The organism is Paenibacillus sp. FSL M7-1414, assembly GCF_038003195.1.
Lineage (GTDB): Bacteria > Bacillota > Bacilli > Paenibacillales > Paenibacillaceae > Paenibacillus > Paenibacillus amylolyticus.
Map to the genome: position 1 here is coordinate 4,769,881 of NZ_JBBOOS010000001.1, position 16,333 is coordinate 4,786,213.

The 16,333-nt window shown below is 46.4% G+C and carries 12 protein-coding genes; all 12 read right to left on the minus strand.

Annotated features, from left to right (window positions below; all coding sequences use genetic code 11):
- Nucleotides 1-9 precede the first annotated feature (9 nt).
- A complete protein-coding gene (locus MHH92_RS20785) occupies nt 10-1,422 on the minus strand; it encodes a UDP-N-acetylmuramoyl-tripeptide--D-alanyl-D-alanine ligase (protein ID WP_340907722.1) in 1,413 nt (470 codons plus the stop codon).
- The gene (locus MHH92_RS20790) at nt 1,422-2,909 is read right to left on the minus strand and encodes a UDP-N-acetylmuramoyl-L-alanyl-D-glutamate--2,6-diaminopimelate ligase (RefSeq protein WP_076250748.1); all 1,488 of its coding nucleotides are present in this window, start codon (nt 2,907-2,909) and stop codon (nt 1,422-1,424) included. Before MHH92_RS20790 ends, MHH92_RS20785 begins: the two co-directional genes overlap by 1 nt.
- 139 nt (nt 2,910-3,048) lie before the next feature.
- Nucleotides 3,049-5,001, minus strand: a complete 1,953-nt coding sequence (locus MHH92_RS20795; protein WP_282320756.1) for a stage V sporulation protein D — start codon at nt 4,999-5,001, stop codon at nt 3,049-3,051.
- Nucleotides 5,002-5,095: 94 nt separating this feature from the next.
- A complete protein-coding gene (locus MHH92_RS20800; RefSeq protein ID WP_340906030.1) occupies nt 5,096-7,429 on the minus strand; it encodes a penicillin-binding transpeptidase domain-containing protein in 2,334 nt (777 codons plus the stop codon).
- 12 nt (nt 7,430-7,441) lie between these two features.
- Nucleotides 7,442-7,870, minus strand: coding sequence for a hypothetical protein (locus MHH92_RS20805; protein WP_036614881.1), 429 nt, complete (start codon nt 7,868-7,870; stop codon nt 7,442-7,444).
- Between the two features lie 27 nt (nt 7,871-7,897).
- The gene (gene rsmH, locus MHH92_RS20810) at nt 7,898-8,848 is read right to left on the minus strand and encodes a 16S rRNA (cytosine(1402)-N(4))-methyltransferase RsmH (RefSeq protein WP_340906034.1); all 951 of its coding nucleotides are present in this window, start codon (nt 8,846-8,848) and stop codon (nt 7,898-7,900) included.
- An 18-nt stretch (nt 8,849-8,866) separates the two neighbouring features.
- Nucleotides 8,867-9,304, minus strand: coding sequence for a division/cell wall cluster transcriptional repressor MraZ (gene mraZ, locus MHH92_RS20815; RefSeq protein WP_017687291.1), 438 nt, complete (start codon nt 9,302-9,304; stop codon nt 8,867-8,869).
- Nucleotides 9,305-9,577: 273 nt separating this feature from the next.
- Nucleotides 9,578-10,843 carry an adenosylhomocysteinase gene (locus MHH92_RS20820; protein WP_047843755.1) on the minus strand — a complete coding sequence of 422 codons (1,266 nt, stop codon included), beginning with the start codon at nt 10,841-10,843 and terminating at the stop codon, nt 9,578-9,580.
- A gap of 44 nt (nt 10,844-10,887) precedes the next feature.
- Nucleotides 10,888-12,519 (minus strand): bacillithiol biosynthesis cysteine-adding enzyme BshC, encoded by a 1,632-nt coding sequence (bshC, locus tag MHH92_RS20825; protein ID WP_340906039.1) that lies wholly within the window; start codon nt 12,517-12,519, stop codon nt 10,888-10,890.
- A gap of 157 nt (nt 12,520-12,676) precedes the next feature.
- Nucleotides 12,677-14,446, minus strand: a complete 1,770-nt coding sequence (locus tag MHH92_RS20830) for an ABC transporter ATP-binding protein (RefSeq protein WP_340906041.1) — start codon at nt 14,444-14,446, stop codon at nt 12,677-12,679.
- Nucleotides 14,447-14,463: 17 nt separating this feature from the next.
- Complete coding sequence (locus MHH92_RS20835) at nt 14,464-15,345, minus strand: ABC transporter permease (protein ID WP_370511422.1); 882 nt, start codon at nt 15,343-15,345, stop codon at nt 14,464-14,466.
- Between the two features lie 47 nt (nt 15,346-15,392).
- Complete coding sequence (locus MHH92_RS20840) at nt 15,393-16,325, minus strand: ABC transporter permease (protein ID WP_036614893.1); 933 nt, start codon at nt 16,323-16,325, stop codon at nt 15,393-15,395.
- Nucleotides 16,326-16,333 lie beyond the last annotated feature (8 nt).

Here is a 16,333-nt window from a genome sequence, read left to right on the forward strand (position 1 = left end):
TTCACCCCTCTAGTCTACTCGATTCTGTAATGGTGCTATTTGTAGTGCTTCGACCACGTCCTCCAGCTTCATGCCTCTTGAAGCTTTGAACAAAACAACGTCTCTGGGATGTAGTTTATCCAGTAGATAACGGGTCATTTCTTCTTTATCTATAAAAGCATGCACAGCCTCTGTAGGCATATGCTTGCTTGCTCCTTCAGCAATCTTGGCTGATAGCGGACCATACACCAGCACCATGTCCATTTTGGCCGATGTGATATACTCTCCGATTCCGTAATGCAGATCCTGCTCTTGGGGACCGAGTTCAAGCATATCACCAAGCACAGCCACTTTCATGCGGTATCCTTTCAGACCTTCTAGTACATCGATTGCGGCCTTCATGGAGGTTGGACTTGCATTGTACGCATCATTCAGTAGGGTTAGACCACTAACGCCTTGCGTAACCTCAATACGCATGCCTGTCAGTTTCAAACGAGACAATCCCGCGGCAATCTGCTCCGTCGTCACTTTGAAATGACGGGCTACTGCCAAAGCAGCCAGACAGTTAACGACATTATGCGTCCCCAGCAGAGGTAGCGTAAATGCATGTTCTCCAGACTGTTTGGTGGTGAAAACTACCCCGTTCTGCGCATTCATAAGTCCGGTAGGATAGTCATCATTATCGGTTTGCAGACCAAATGTAAACCGCTGCAATCCATCGGGTTGTTTCGTTGCGGGTTCTTCAAGGACTTGTGCAATTAAAGGCTCGTCTCCGTTGTAGATCAGTAACCCGCCAGGCTTCAACCCCGCGGCAATCTCGGCTTTGGCTCTGGCAATCTCCAGTCTGGACCCCAGCTGAAGCAGATGTGATTCACCAATATTGGTAATGACCGCTACATCAGGCTGCGCAATAACCGACAAATCGTTAATTTCCCCGCGACCACTCATACCCATCTCCAAAATGATAATCTCGGTATCCGGGTCCATGCTTAGTACAGTCAGTGGTAAACCAATGTGATTATTGAAGTTGCCTTGCGTCTTATGCACTTTGAACGTCGTCGAGAGAATGGCATCCACGATGTCCTTTGTTGTTGTCTTGCCGTTGCTGCCTGTAATGCCGACTACAGCCGCTTTATTCTCCGTGAGATAAGCAGATGCGAGTGCTTGCAGTGCGACAAGTGTGTCGTCAACAACAATGACAGCTCCTTGTGGCGGAATACCATGATCCTTTTGCCAGATCGCGCCTGCAGCCCCCTTCTCTAGACAGGCTTGCACAAATTCGTGTCCGTCAAACCTTTCACCCACTAGCGGGATAAACAAACTGCCTTCCAGAGGTTTACGCGAATCGGTAAACACCCCTTCGACCATTACATTGCCATGAGCGGCAACGTCACTTAATGTTCCTCCACACATCTCGGCCAATTGTGCCAATGTTCTTTTTATCAATTGGATTTGCCCCTTATCGCTTCTTTGGCTATGATTCGGTCATCAAAATCGGTTTTGGTTGTGCCGATAATCTGATAGGTCTCGTGACCCTTGCCCGCAATCAATACTACATCGGCTGGGCTTGCCATTTCAATAGCTTCATGAATGGCCTGGCGTCGATCCACAATCATCGTATAACGTTCAGCAGGAACGGATTCTTCAATCAGGCCCTGTTCAATGTCTTTGAGAATGAGATCCGGATCTTCTGTCCGTGGATTATCGGAAGTAACCAGTACAAAATCGCTATAATTCGCAGCAATTTTCCCCATGAGAGGGCGTTTTGTACGGTCCCTGTCACCACCACAGCCAAACACGCAGATTACACGCCCTTCGGCAAATTCTTTCACCGTACGCAACACATTCTCCAGTCCATCCGGTGTATGGGCATAATCGACAATAACAGCAAATGGCTGTCCTTCGTCCACTCCTTCAACACGTCCATCCACGCCCGGAACCGTCTCCAGACTGCGCTTGATCTCTTCCAGCGGAATTCCTTCAACCAGCGCTGCAGAGATTGCTGCCATTGCATTGTATACATTGAATTTGCCTACCATGCGCAAGCGAATATCTGTGCTGCCTGCAAATGTATCCACGTGGAAAGAAGTTCCCTGAGACGTGATTGAGATTTGGGATGCGCGTACATCCGCCTTTTCACCCATGCCATATGTAATCACTTCAGCCGCAGTCACAGAGATGAAATAATCCGCTGCCGGGTCATCTGCATTGATAACAGCGAATTTACGCTGTGAGACATCTTCCGTATAACCGTTACCCAGACGTGCAAAGAATAATCCTTTGGCCCCGCGATATTCCTCCATGGAATGGTGGTAGTCCAAATGATCTTGCGTCAGGTTAGTGAATACCGCAGTACGGAAATTTGTTCCCTTTACTCGCCCTTGTTCCAATGCGTGAGAAGAAACTTCCATAACACAGCAGTCCGTACCCTTCTGAACCATATCATGCAGACTACGCTGCAGATCAAGCGCCTCTGGTGTTGTTCCTGACATCGGGTAGGTGCGACCGTCATACCGCATTTGAATAGTACCGATCAATCCCGTCTTGCGTCCGTAATCACTCATGATTTTTTCAATCAAATAGGTGGTCGTTGTTTTTCCGTTCGTTCCCGTTACACCAATCATATTCATTTTCTGGCTTGGCGAGTCAAAAAAGAAATCTGCCAGAACAGCCATCGCAAATCGGCTATCCTTCACCAGCAATTGTGGTACAGGCAGATCCAGCTGCCGTTCAACCACCAATGCAACTGCACCGGCATTTACAGCTTTTTCTGCATAATCATGACCATCTACCGTATGTCCCGGAAGACAGATAAACAGATCACCCGGTTTTACCTGCCGGGAATCTGTCTGAAGGTTTTGGCATTCTGTATTTGATTCGCCCACGAGGCGGGCGGTAGTCAGCATCGATGCAAATTGTTTTAAAAGCACATGAATAACCTCACTTTTCCAATTATACTTCTGTTTTAACATATGTCTGTATTTATTAATATCGTCAATACAACCCTATAATGAAACGCACCTGGATGAATTTTGTTGCGCTAGAAGCCTCAAACTACCCCTAAGCCTGTTATTCATCCTTTGTGTGATCATGTGCATCGTTCAGTACATTCCCCATATAAATGCGGATGGTTGATCCCTGTTCTACCCTCGCCCCAGGTTTAGGTGCCTGATTAATCACGTATTTACCACTGCCAGACTTCGCCAGCATAAAATTCATGTTCAGGTCTTCGTACAGATCTTCAACAGTAGCTCCTGTCAGGTCTGGGACTGTCACGATTTTGGTTTCACCATACTTGTATTCTTTGGCGACCTGATCCTTCCGAACAGGTACATTCATATAATGCAAAGCATCTTCAAGGATGTTCTGCACAATCGGGGCGGCAACTACACCTCCGAACTGTATTCCTTTGGGATTATCCACTGCGGTATAGACTACAATCTGTGGATCATCTGCCGGTGCAAATCCGATAAAGGATACGATATGCTCGGTCGAGGAATAACGTCCGTTGATAACCTTCTGGGCTGTACCTGTTTTGCCACCGACCCGGTATCCATCAATGAATGCCGGACGCCCGGTACCTTTGGCAACAACACTCTCGAGTGCTTCACGTACTTGTTTGGATGTATTCTCCGAGATCACCTGACGAACCAATTCCGGCTTGGCTTCTTCCATGACTTCTCCTGTGACCGGATGGACCCACGCTTTCGTAACATAAGGCTTGTAAAGTTTACCCCCATTGATGGCCGCTGACACAGCAGCTACTTGCTGAATGGGTGTTACCGATACACCTTGACCAAAAGCCGTCGTTGCAAGCTCGACAGGCCCCACTCTGGACAGTTTGAACAGAATTCCACTGGCTTCTCCGCTGAGGTCGATCCCTGTCTTGGTACCGAAACCAAAGTCTTTAATATAGGAGAAGAGCGATTCTTTGCCCAGCCTCTGCCCCAAAGCCACAAAGCCCGGGTTACATGAGTTCTCCACAACTTGTAGGAAGGTCTGACTTCCGTGGCCGCCCTTTTTCCAGCAACGCAGACGGGCTCCACCCACCTCAACATATCCGGGATCAAAAAATTGATCCTGTTGCAGATTGACCTTTTTCTCTTCAAGCGCTGCTGCCAAGGTAATAATCTTAAATGTGGAGCCCGGCTCGTAGGTCATCCAGATCGGTAAATTGCGATTGTATATCTCCGCGGGATATTGCTGATAATCGGCAGGTTCGTATCCCGGTCTGCTGGACATCCCCAAAATTTCACCCGTTTTCGGATTCATCGCTATGGCCAATGCTGAGTTCGCCTGGAACTTCACCATGGCCTGATCCAGTTCTCTCTCCATGATGGACTGAATGGATTTATCAATGGTCAGCTTGAGGTTAAGGCCGTCCTTCGGTTCCACATACTTCTCGGATGAGCCCGGCATTAGCCTTCCGGCCGCATCGGACAAGTAGGACACACTGCCATTCAAACCATTCAGCTTATCATCATATTTCTTCTCGACACCCGTTAAGCCCTGATTATCAATGCCCGTAAAACCAAGAATATGGGCAGCCAAATCATCATAAGGATAAAAACGTTTATTGTCCTCAGCAACAACGATACCCGGAAGCTTCAAATCACGGATGCGCTGAGCTTTCTCCATCGTAATTTTGCGGCCGCCGGGTTGTAGTCGTACAATGAGTTCTCGTTTCTTGATGGTTGCGAGCACTTTTTCTTCCGTCATCCCAAGCAATGGGGCCAGCGCTTTAGCCGTCGTTTCAGCTTCTTTCACCTGAGCCGGAATGGCCATAATGGTTGGTGTTGTCACATTATAGGCCAGAGAGGTTCCATTTCGATCCAGGATCTCCCCTCGCTTGGCTGAGTAAGGAATATTACGCCGCCAGGATTCTTCTGCTTTTGCTGACAATTCAGGGCCTTCCCCGAGCTGTACATAAGCAAGCCTGATCATCAAGGCCGAAAATAACAAAACTAAAATCATTAAACTCCATAACAACCTGCGCCGCAGATTTACGCTTGATCCCTTCACGAAAAGATCCCCCCACTCGTCCCAAAATCATGACATTCGTTCCATTCATGAATATTCAGGACAACCGGGGGTTAGAACAAGCTGTCAGAGCTCTCTAAGGAAGCGAAGCTCCGTTTGTGGCTGGATCGCCAGAGGATTCGGATTCATTGGCAGGAGCCTTGTTGTTATCTGTTTCGTCTGTTCCGTCGGTTTTAGCTTCTCCGGTCGAAGCCTCTTGTTCCTTCACTTCAGCTTCTGACGACGGATCAGAAGAGATTGGAGCCTCATCGGCTATACCTGTCACTGCAGCTTTGGCAGTTTGCAAGTTCAACTGTACAGTTCTCTGCTCACCTGCGACCTGCTCGGTTTGCTTCACGACATAGCCCTCACCCTTGACTGTAACCCCCACTTTCATGAGAGAAAGTACTTCTAGGGCATCCCGGAGAGATTCACCTGTTAGATCGGGAATCTTCATCTTGCTGCTTTCTTCCGTTAGCAGATAGATTCGTTGGCCTGGATTCATAGAGGCGCCAGCAACCGGATACTGCCGAATTACATTATCACCTTGACCAAGAGTCACATAAGCAATACCTGCGCTTAGAAGCTGGCTTCTGGCTTGTTTGGCTGTCTTGCCACTTAAGTCAGGCGCCTTGGCTTGCACGACAGAGACTTCTTTTGACTTTTTGTCAGGAGTTTTGGCTGTATCTTTGGGTATTCCCATGTATTGAAGAGTCTGGCTGACAATCTTTTTGAACACCGGGGCAGCTGCGGTTCCTCCCCCAATGTTGGTTCCATCCGGTTGGTCAATGACAACAAGTATAGCAATCTTCGGATTATTCACGGGCGCGAATCCAATAAACGATACAACGTCTTTTGACTTGCTGTATGCTCCGTTAACAACCTTTCTTGCTGTACCTGTCTTACCAGCTACACGGTAACCTTCAATATAGGCGTTACGACCGGTACCAATCGTCTGATCTGCAACCACTTGTTCCAGATAACCGCTCACCAGTTTGGAAGATTCCTTAGAAATCACCTGACGGACAACTTTAGGTTTGATGACTTCCGTTGTTCCATCATTCGGGTTCTTGATCTCCTTCACCAGATGTGGCTCCAGCAATTTGCCGCCGTTGGCAATCGCAGAGATGGCTGCGACCTGTTGAATTGGTGTTACCTGTACAAGACCGTGACCGTAAGCAGCAGTAGCAATCTCGGATTTGTAAACCAGTGGCTTGATCGGGGACGCTGCCTCATTTGGCAGATCAATACCCGTCTTTTTGCCGAAGCCAAATTCGTCTATGTAATGACGCAGACGTTCGCCGCCAAGCATGTTGTAACCCAAGTTAACAAAAGCAATGTTACTTGACCGTTTAACACCTTCGAGATACGAGATCCAACCATAGGAATGACCATTATCACTAATTGGGAAACCACCGATATACATGCGTTTGGATTCAAAACTTGCATTGGGATCGAAGAGTTTTTCTTCTACAGCCCCTGCTAGCGTAACTATTTTGAATGTACTACCTGGCTCATAGATTGATTGCGTAGCATGGTTGATAAAATTCTTTTGATCAGGTGTACTCCCATACGTATTCGGGTTAAAGGTTGGCCAGTTCGCCATCCCTAGAATCTCCATCGTGTTTGGGTCTGCGGCAATGACCGTCATGCTCAGTGGATTATACTTGGCAACGGCTTCTTTCATTGCATCCTCAATGTAGAACTGGATCGTATCATCGATGGTCAGCGTAAGGTTCTTACCGTTCTGAGGTGGCAGATAGTTATCCTGTGAATCCGGAAGTTTAATGCCTTTGGCATCCTTCTGATAATTCAGATATCCGTCTGTACCTGTCAGTGCTTCATCATATGAGACTTCAAGTCCATTGACAGCTTTCCCATCACGGCTCATGTATCCCAAGAGGTGAGAAGCAAGGGTTTCTTCAGGGTAAAAACGCTTCGACTCCTGAGCCATCACAATTGCATTACGCGCCTTATATTCATCTTGCAGTTCTTCACGCAACTCGTTGACTTGTGCCGCAAGTTCAGGACTTATTTTATAACCTTCACTGCGTACTTCACGTTGCTGAAAAAACTTACCCTTTGCATTTTTGGCTGTGACCAAAGCACGCATCTCACTCTCATTTTTCCCTAAAAGGGTAGAGAGTTTCTCCGTGACAACATCCTGAATTCCAAGTTCATTAATTAATAACGGATTAACAGAAACCGTATACGCAGGGGCATCGGTAGCCAAAATATTACCATTTCGATCCGTAATCGTTCCACGTGCAGCCTTAATCGTCTGTTCCCGCTCTACCAAACCGGCTGCCCGTTTCTGCCATTCACCGCCATTCACAACCTGAATAAAAAAGATTCGGGTTACGAGTACAAGAAAAAAGAGGGTAATACATCCCCCTATAAGCAACGTGCGCATCTTTATTCTTTTTATCATCGGAACACCTCTTTACTTACTGCTTGCTGTATTCGAGGACGACTCAGTGCCAGTTGATTTCGTACTTGTTGAGCGAGGTACATAAATGACATCCTTACCGGAAGCTTCAACGTAACCAAGTTGTTTTGCATTTTCGATGACCTGGTTGTTCAATGTTTCTTTTTCCACTTGCAGGTCTGCAATCGTCTTTTCATACACCTTGATATCCGAAATAGTAGACTGCGCCTGCTTGTTCAGATCATAGATATGAGCATAACGAGACATCAAGGCTCCTCCAACAAGGATAACTGCAACCAGGGTAATCAGATACAAAATCTTCTCGCGTGCCGGAAGACCCGTACGACGGGTCACCACTTTGGTGGTTTCTTTGTATCGTTGCTGGGTCACACGTTCCTGGGACGCTTTTTCTTTTACAGCGAGATTACCACGTGTATATGCCATACTCCGATTCTCTCCTCCACTCTTGATCTACAATTTCTCGGCTACGCGCAGCTTGGCTGAACGAGCACGTGAATTTTTGGTCAATTCCGTTTCCGTTGGAATCAACGGTTTTCTGTTAACTAAACGCAGGGTCCCCTTGCCGCCGCATACACACAACGGAAAATCGGGTGGACATGTACATTTTTCCAGATAACTGCTGAAAATCTGTTTACATATCCGATCCTCAAGGGAGTGGAAGGTAATAACAGATACACGTCCTCCTGGTGCCAGACAACGAACAGCCTGATGCAAGCCTTCTTCAAAGGCACCCAACTCATCGTTGACGGCAATGCGTAATGCCTGGAAGCTGCGTTTGGCAGGATGTCCACCAGTACGTCGAGCTGCCGCCGGGATGCCTTCCTTGATCAGTTCCACGAGTTCACCTGTCGTCTCAATGGTAGACTGCGCTCGTTTTCCGACGATAACACGGGCAATTCTTCTCGAAAACTTCTCTTCACCATAGCGATACAAAATTCGAGCAATCTCTTCTTCTGGCCACTCATTCACAATCTCTTTGGCCGTCAGCATTGCATCCTGGTCCATTCGCATATCGAGCGGAGCATCGTGATTGTAACTGAATCCACGTTCTCCTTCATCAAATTGCGGGGATGACACACCCAAGTCGTACAAAATACCGTCGACCTGTGGTGCACCATCCTTCATTGGTACATCCAGTTCCTTGAGTACCTGTTCCAGATCTCGAAAATTGGTTTTCACCAATGTTACACGTTCTCCATAAGCTGCGAGCTTCTCGCGAGCATTATCCAAAGCCCAATCATCCTGATCAAGTGCGATCAGACGTCCCCCTGGACCGAGCTTGGAAGCAATCACGGAGCTATGTCCGCCACCGCCTAAAGTGCAGTCCACGTATATACCGTCCTGCTTGATGTTTAATCCCTCTGTTGCCTCTTCTTTGAGTACGGTTATGTGGTGAAACAACCTGCACCCCTCCTGACTTTATAAATCAAAATTAAAATCGACCAGCTTTTCGGCAATGTCGTTGAATGCTTCTTCGGATTGATTGAAATAACTCTCCCATATGCCTTTGCTCCAAATCTCCACCCGGTTCGACACGCCAAGAACAACACAATCCTTGTCCAGCTTGGCATACTCTCTTAAATTGCCCGGCAGATTTACCCTGCCCTGTTTGTCCAGTTCACATTCGGTTGCACCCGAGAAAAAAAACCGGGTAAACGCACGTGCATCAGATTTCATCAATGGCAGTGCTTTGAGCTTCTGTTCCATGACCCCCCACTCCTCCATGGGGTACACGAAAAGACACTGGTCCAAACCCCGTGTGACAACGAAAGACGGTCCCAGAGATTCGCGGAATTTAGCCGGAATGATAACCCGACCCTTATCATCAATGCTATGTTGGAACTCCCCCATAAACATTGGCCCACTCACTCCTCACCCGTTTCTCCCACTTTGCCCCACTTTCCACCACCTAAGCATAATAGATTCGCACAAAAAAATCAAAACCCTTCTTGCATGACTTGATTTTTTAATTTTTCAGCATAAAAAAACGTCCTTGATCCTGTCACTCAGGATCAAAGACGCTTCCCTTAAACGGGCAATCGTATGTCTACCCGCACATGAGCCATATCATCAATAAACCATTCTATACCTATTGAATCATTTCATCAGCTTGTAATTATTGGATAGTGCTTAAAATTTCCAGCTATCCAGGTATTTCTCTTGCTCAGCTGACAAGGAGTCGATGCCAATATTCAGGCTTTCAAGTTTATAGCTAGCAACCTGTTGGTCGATATCATAAGGTACATTAACAACGTTTTTACCCAAGTTTTCATAATTCTCACTTACATAACGCAGACCAAGTGCCTGTAGGGCAAACGTCGTATCCATGATTTCGGCGGGGTGACCATCTGCTGCACCCAGGTTTACAAGACGACCTTCTGCAAGAAGGTACATTTTACGACCGTCTTTGAAACGATATTCCTCAATATTGCGACGAACTGTGCGAATCGATTCGGAACGTTTAGCCAGTTCAGGTTTATTCACTTCAACATCAAAGTGACCTGCATTACTCAGGATCGCTCCGTCCTTCATCACATCGTAATGCTCACCTGTGATAACATCCTTATTGCCTGTAACTGCGATAAAGAAATCGCCCAATTTGGCGGCTTCCACCATCGTCATGACCCGGAAACCGTCCATGTGTGCTTCTACCGCTTTGATTGGATCGATCTCGGTTACGATCACATTTGCACCAAGACCTTTGGCGCGCATCGCTACACCTTTACCACACCAGCCATAACCTGCTACCACTACGTTTTTACCAGCGATAACCAAGTTAGTTGTACGAATAATCCCGTCGAATGCAGATTGTCCAGTACCGTAGCGATTGTCAAACAGATACTTGCAGTATGCGTCATTAACCGCAACCATCGGAAACTTCAATTGGCCTTCTTTCGCCAATGCTTTCAAACGGATAATACCCGTTGTCGTTTCTTCTGCTCCTCCGCGAATGGTTGCTGCGAGGTCAGGGCGCTCGGATGCAATAATGGTTGCAAAATCTCCACCATCATCAATAATGAGATCAGGCTTCACCTCAAGCGCACGAAGTTGCAGTGATTTGAATTCCGCAGGCTCCGGATTGTACTTCGCATACACCGTAACCCCGTCTTCCACCAATGCTGCGCAAACATCATCTTGTGTAGACAAGGGATTGCTATGCGTAATTGTTACTTCTGCACCACCCGCTTGGATCACTTTTGCCAAGTAAGCTGTTTTCGCTTCCAGATGAAGACAGATGGCAACCTTCAAACCTTTGAAGGGCAGATCCTGTTCGAACTGGCGACGAATGCGGTTTAGTACCGGCATATGCGCTTCTACCCAATCAATTTTCAGGTGACCCTCTGAAGCGAGTCCCATATCTTTAACAATACTGTTTTGCAATGCAGGTGTAGTCATTTCATATCCTCCTCGTTTATGTGTTTCTTCTATTATAAAGGGCTCTATAGTGCAATAACCTTGTGCTCTCCAAGGAATTCACTTGAGGCCTTAATCAGTTCATCGATCCACTCGGTGCCATAACGATTCAGGTAAAAGAGTGCATTATGTACTCGTTCCTGTGGTTTGCCCGTTGGGAATAAGGAGTTCTGAATGCCGTTCCAGTGCCTTAGACTCACATTGTGTTTATCTTCGATAGCTTTGTGAGTCTGCTGTTTCAGATACTGCATTTGCTCGTTGATTTTACTCAAATTGGTGTCGCCAATTCGTTCCAGCCCCGGATGAATCTCCGCGATCTCATCTAGCAACGGTCCATACAGATCAAGAAACGCCTCCTGAACCTTGTCAAACTGTTCATCTACCTGGAACGTCTCCTGCTGTGCAAGCCACTGCTCCTTCTTTTCTTCCATATGATATTGAACATCCTGAAAAGAAAGTCCATATTGTTTCATATGTTTGTGATGAATATCTTCCATAATGGTGAAAGACAACCGCGGCAACAAAATGGGCATTTGCAGGCCGAACTGACGGAATGCTTCCCGAGTCAAACCCCAATATGCAATTTCACCTTGCCCCAAAATAACAGCGGCTACAGGCAACACGGAATCTTGCATTAATGGTCGTGTCAATACGTTGTTACTGAAGCGCTCCGGATGTTCTCCCAGTTCCTGAAGCAGACGTTCCTCTGTGAAAGAAACCAAACCTTTGCGATCACTATATAAACCGTCCTTCAACAACAAGAGTAGACGCGTACCTTCATGAATGTAGAACAGATTGGCTCCATCCTCCGCTACTTCGGCAGGCATAGCATAACCAGCTTGTTGTACCAGCGAAGCACCTTGTGTGTATGCGCTGCGCAGCACTTCATTTTTTCGTATCAACCGCTCAAACACGGGCTGTTCCAACCTGCGTAAATCTGGATCCGATGCATCCATTAGAACAAGTCCACTACTGGCAAACAAGGCAGATATCATGCGGGCAAATGCATCACTCAGATTTGAACTGGATTGATGGATCTCTGAGATGCATTTCATCAGTCCTGGTTTATGTATCGTATCAGGTAAAAGATGTTCCACCTGTTCGAGTACATTCACCCACTGCTGCGAATCCACATGAACATTACTCACAGAATCCCTTCCTGCGAATCGTCCTTGTAACTTAACCTTCTTCATGTCTCCCTGATGATCAGGTAGATATGTGTGGTTAACCTCATCCCAGTCATGGTCTTCACCGGCAATCCAAAATACTGGGACTACCGGGCGTTGAAGTCTTTCTTCCGCTTCACGCGCAGCTGCCACTACGCTAGCGGCTTTGTATATGACGAACAGTGGTCCGGTGAGCAGACCGCTCTGCTGTCCTCCTGTAACCACTAGTGCATCTTGTTCTGCAAGACGTGTGATGGACGTATGAACCTCTCCATGGTCGTTCACCCGCTTATTATATATACGTAAATACTCTGCCAGATCACGACGATCAATACGTGTGTTTTCCGATTGGTCCAGCCACTCGGCACGCGCCTGAAGTCCTGATTCCCAGCGAATGTCATACTCGTAAAGGCCACGCGCAGCATCTCTTGAACAGATATAATCTTCTGCAAGTCTTGATCCGCTGCGGAGTGCCTCGGTAATACCGTTCATGAGGTCTGCCTCCTATTCTGCTTCAAAGAGCCTTTCTTGATTGTACCGAATTCAAGGCCGCTTCGTCAAAAGAAAGTGATTAAAATACGAAAAAAACCGCCGAACGAGTCGGCGGCATTTAATACATCAATAATAGCATATCGCATTAATATTCCTATTATACGTAAGGTTCTGCAACCCAGTGACCTTTGGAAACCTCAATCAATTGAGCATTTTCCAAGTTGTACGGGTCATTTGCAGGACCACCTGATCCATTTTGAATCGGGCTCATATGCTCTTCCGGCAGCAAGATGCGACGTTTGTTCGCTTCCACTTCCGGATCAGGTACAGGGATTGCTGAGAGCAATGTTTTGGTATAAGGGTGGATAGGGTTCGCATACAGTTCTTCACTTTCTGCGAGCTCAACCACTTTACCCATGTACATTACAGCGACACGGTCACTGATATGTTTAACCATCGACAAGTCATGCGCGATAAACAGGTAAGTCAAGCCGAGACGTTGCTGAAGTTCTTCAAGCAATTTAACGACCTGTGCTTGAATGGATACATCCAGTGCAGACAATGGCTCATCACAGATGATGAATTTAGGGTCTACAGCAAGTGCACGCGCAATCCCGATCCGTTGTCTTTGACCACCGGAGAATTCATGTGGATAACGAAGAGCATGACTTGGATTCAAACCTACCAGATCAAGCAATTCCTCCACTCGTCTCTTGCGCTCTTTAGTGCTGGAAGCCAGACCATGAATATCGAGGGACTCCCCGATAATATCCATAACATTGAAACGCGGGTTAAGAGATGCATATGGATCTTGGAAGATCATCTGCATATCTTTACGCATTTCTTTCATTTTGCGCGGGGACAACTTGTAGATATCCGTTCCGTTGAAGTTAACATTTCCGCCAGTTGGCTCATAAAGACGCAGAATGGTACGACCTGTTGTGGATTTACCACAGCCAGACTCGCCTACAACGCCAAGCGTTTCACCTTCAAAGATATCAAAGCTTACGTCATTGACCGCTTTGAGAATGTTACCTTTACCCAAATTAAAGTACTGTTTCAAGTTTTTCACTTGTACCAGAGGCTTATTGCTGCCTTTGATAATACCAGCCGGAGCTGGTTTTTCCTTTTTGGGCTCGTCCAGACGAGGCAAAGCATTCAGCAATTTAATGGTGTATGGATGTTGAGGGTTACTAAAGATTTCTGCAGTTGTTCCTGTTTCAACAACTTCGCCTTCCTTCATAACAACGACACGGTCACACATACCCGCTACGACACCAAGGTCATGCGTAATCAGCATGATCGATGTTCCCAGCTTTTGCTGCATGTCTTTCATGACATCCAGAATTTGAGCCTGAATTGTAACGTCAAGTGCAGTTGTCGGTTCATCCGCAATCAGAAGGGATGGACGACATGCAAGCGCGATCGCAATCATGGCACGCTGACGCATACCACCAGAGAATTGGTGAGGATAATGATTCATGCGAATAGCCGCATTTTTAATACCTACAAGTTCAAGCATCTCCAAAGCCGCTTTATTCGCCGCTTGTTTGGACATGTTCTGATGCTTGCGCAATACTTCAGTAATTTGTTTACCAATTTTAATGGTAGGATTCAATGAAGTCATTGGATCTTGGAAGATCATACCGATATCTTTACCACGAATCGCTTCCATTTGTTTGTCTGTCTTATTCAGCAGGTCTTGCCCGTGAAAAGTAATTTCTCCGCTTTTGACCTTCGAAGGCGGGGAGGGAATCAATTTCATGATGGTTTGGGCGGTAACACTCTTACCACTACCCGATTCACCTACGATCCCCAGCGTCTCTCCTTTGCCAAGTTCAAAACTCACATGTTTAACGGCATCAAATTCACCAGAACGTGTTGAGAACGACACACTCAGGTCTTTGACAGTTAAAATCGGCTCCATAATCCCACCTCCTGTTTCTATTTACGTAATTTCGGATCGAGTGCGTCACGCAGACCGTCTCCGAGCAAGTTAAATGCAAGCATTGTAAGAACCATCAGACCTGCTGGGAACCACATCCGCCACGGGAATAGCGTCCAGCCTGTAAGTGCATCATTGATCATAGAACCAAGTGAAGATCTTGGTGCTGATACACCCAATCCAAGGAAGCTCAGGAACGCTTCAGCAAAGATTGCATTTGGAATGGACAACGTCAATGTTACAAGAATCGGTCCTATTGCATTGGGCAACAAATGACGGAACAATTGACGCCCTGTGCTTGCTCCCATGGACCTTGCTGCAAGAATAAAGTCTCTGTTTTTGAGTTGCATAATTTCACCACGCACAATCCATGACATGCTGATCCAGCCTGTGATGGTGAGGGCAATGATAATCGTTGTCAGACTTGGTTCCAGTACAACCAGCAACAAAATTACAACAAGCATGTACGGCAAGGAGTAGAGGATTTCGGAAAACTTGTTCATAATTCCATCTACACGTCCACCATAGAAACCCATGATCGCTCCATAAATAACCCCGATAACAAGGTCAATCAAGGCTGCGGCCAAACCTACAGTAAGGGATACACGTGCTCCTACCCAAGTTCTTACCCACACGTCGCGACCAAGCTCGTCCGTACCGAACCAGTGCTCCGCACTCGGTGCTGCATTGGCATTCAACAAATCATTGGAATAATAATTATAACTTGTAAACAAAGAAGTTGGACCAATCAAAGAGAAAATCACGACAAGAACTAACACGCTCAGACTGATCATTGCAGCCTTATTGGTTGCAAGTCTGTACATGGCATCTTTAAAAAGGGATACACTTTCTTGCGGTTTAACCGCTGCCTGACTAGTCAGGTTCGTGTTCGCCGTTTCATTCTTTTTATTATTCGTGCCAGACAACGTTATGCCCCCTTCCGGCTTTCCAGCTTAATTCTAGGATCAATCAGCACGTAAGCGATATCCGTAAAGAAACGAGCCAACATCAGGAGGATACCATAGAAAATCGTGATCCCCATGATCATAGTGTAATCACGGTTTGTGATACTCTCTACGAATACTTTACCAATTCCCCCGATGTTAAAGATCTGTTCAATTACAACGGAACCTGTGATGATATTCGCTGTCATTGGACCAACATAAGTTACTACTGGTAGAATACCGTTTCTTACAACGTGTTTAAACATAATTGCAGGCCATTTCAGACCTTTGGCTTTAGCTGTTTTGATATAATCTGCATGTAAGACTTCAAGCATGCTCGAACGCGTCAAACGAGCGATAAAAGCAATCGGAGATGCAGATAGCGCTGCAACCGGAAGAACATAATCCAATGGACCATCAAAGCCCATAACGTTAAACCAGCCTAATTTAGTAGCAAAGAGATACTGCAATAGTGACGCAAGCAAGAAGCTCGGAACAGCTATCCCAATGACAGCCAGGATCATCGTGATATCATCAATGAGTTTACGATGGTAAACTGCAGCAATAAGGCCCAGCAGAACACCAACGATAATGGAGATAACAATTGCAAACACTCCAAGCTTCAGCGAAGCGGTGAATGTTTCGCCGATCATTCCGGCTACATCTCGATTGAGATATTTCATTGAGACTCCGAAATCTCCCTTAATGATTCCACCCATATACTTCAGGTATTGTTCATACATCGGTTTGTCCAATCCATACTTCTGTTCCAGCAAGACCCGAATTTCAGGCGATACTTTTTTCTCAGATGTAAAAGGGTCACCCGGAATAGCCTTCATCAGGAAGAAGGTTGCAGATGCGAGTATGAAAAGCGATAGCAGCATAAATAATAGTTTTTTCAACACATACTTAACCAACCCTTGCA

What these genes read in the sequence shown, in the direction of transcription:
- mraZ (WP_017687291.1), bottom strand. Translation starts at nt 9,304, where the DNA reads ATGTTTATGGGGGAGTTCCAACATAGCATTGATGATAAGGGTCGGGTT.
- MHH92_RS20800 (WP_340906030.1), bottom strand. Translation starts at nt 7,429, where the DNA reads ATGATAAAAAGAATAAAGATGCGCACGTTGCTTATAGGGGGATGTATT.
- MHH92_RS20805 (WP_036614881.1), bottom strand. Translation starts at nt 7,870, where the DNA reads ATGGCATATACACGTGGTAATCTCGCTGTAAAAGAAAAAGCGTCCCAG.
- MHH92_RS20830 (WP_340906041.1), bottom strand. Translation starts at nt 14,446, where the DNA reads ATGGAGCCGATTTTAACTGTCAAAGACCTGAGTGTGTCGTTCTCAACA.
- MHH92_RS20820 (WP_047843755.1), bottom strand. Translation starts at nt 10,843, where the DNA reads ATGACTACACCTGCATTGCAAAACAGTATTGTTAAAGATATGGGACTC.
- bshC (WP_340906039.1), bottom strand. Translation starts at nt 12,519, where the DNA reads ATGAACGGTATTACCGAGGCACTCCGCAGCGGATCAAGACTTGCAGAA.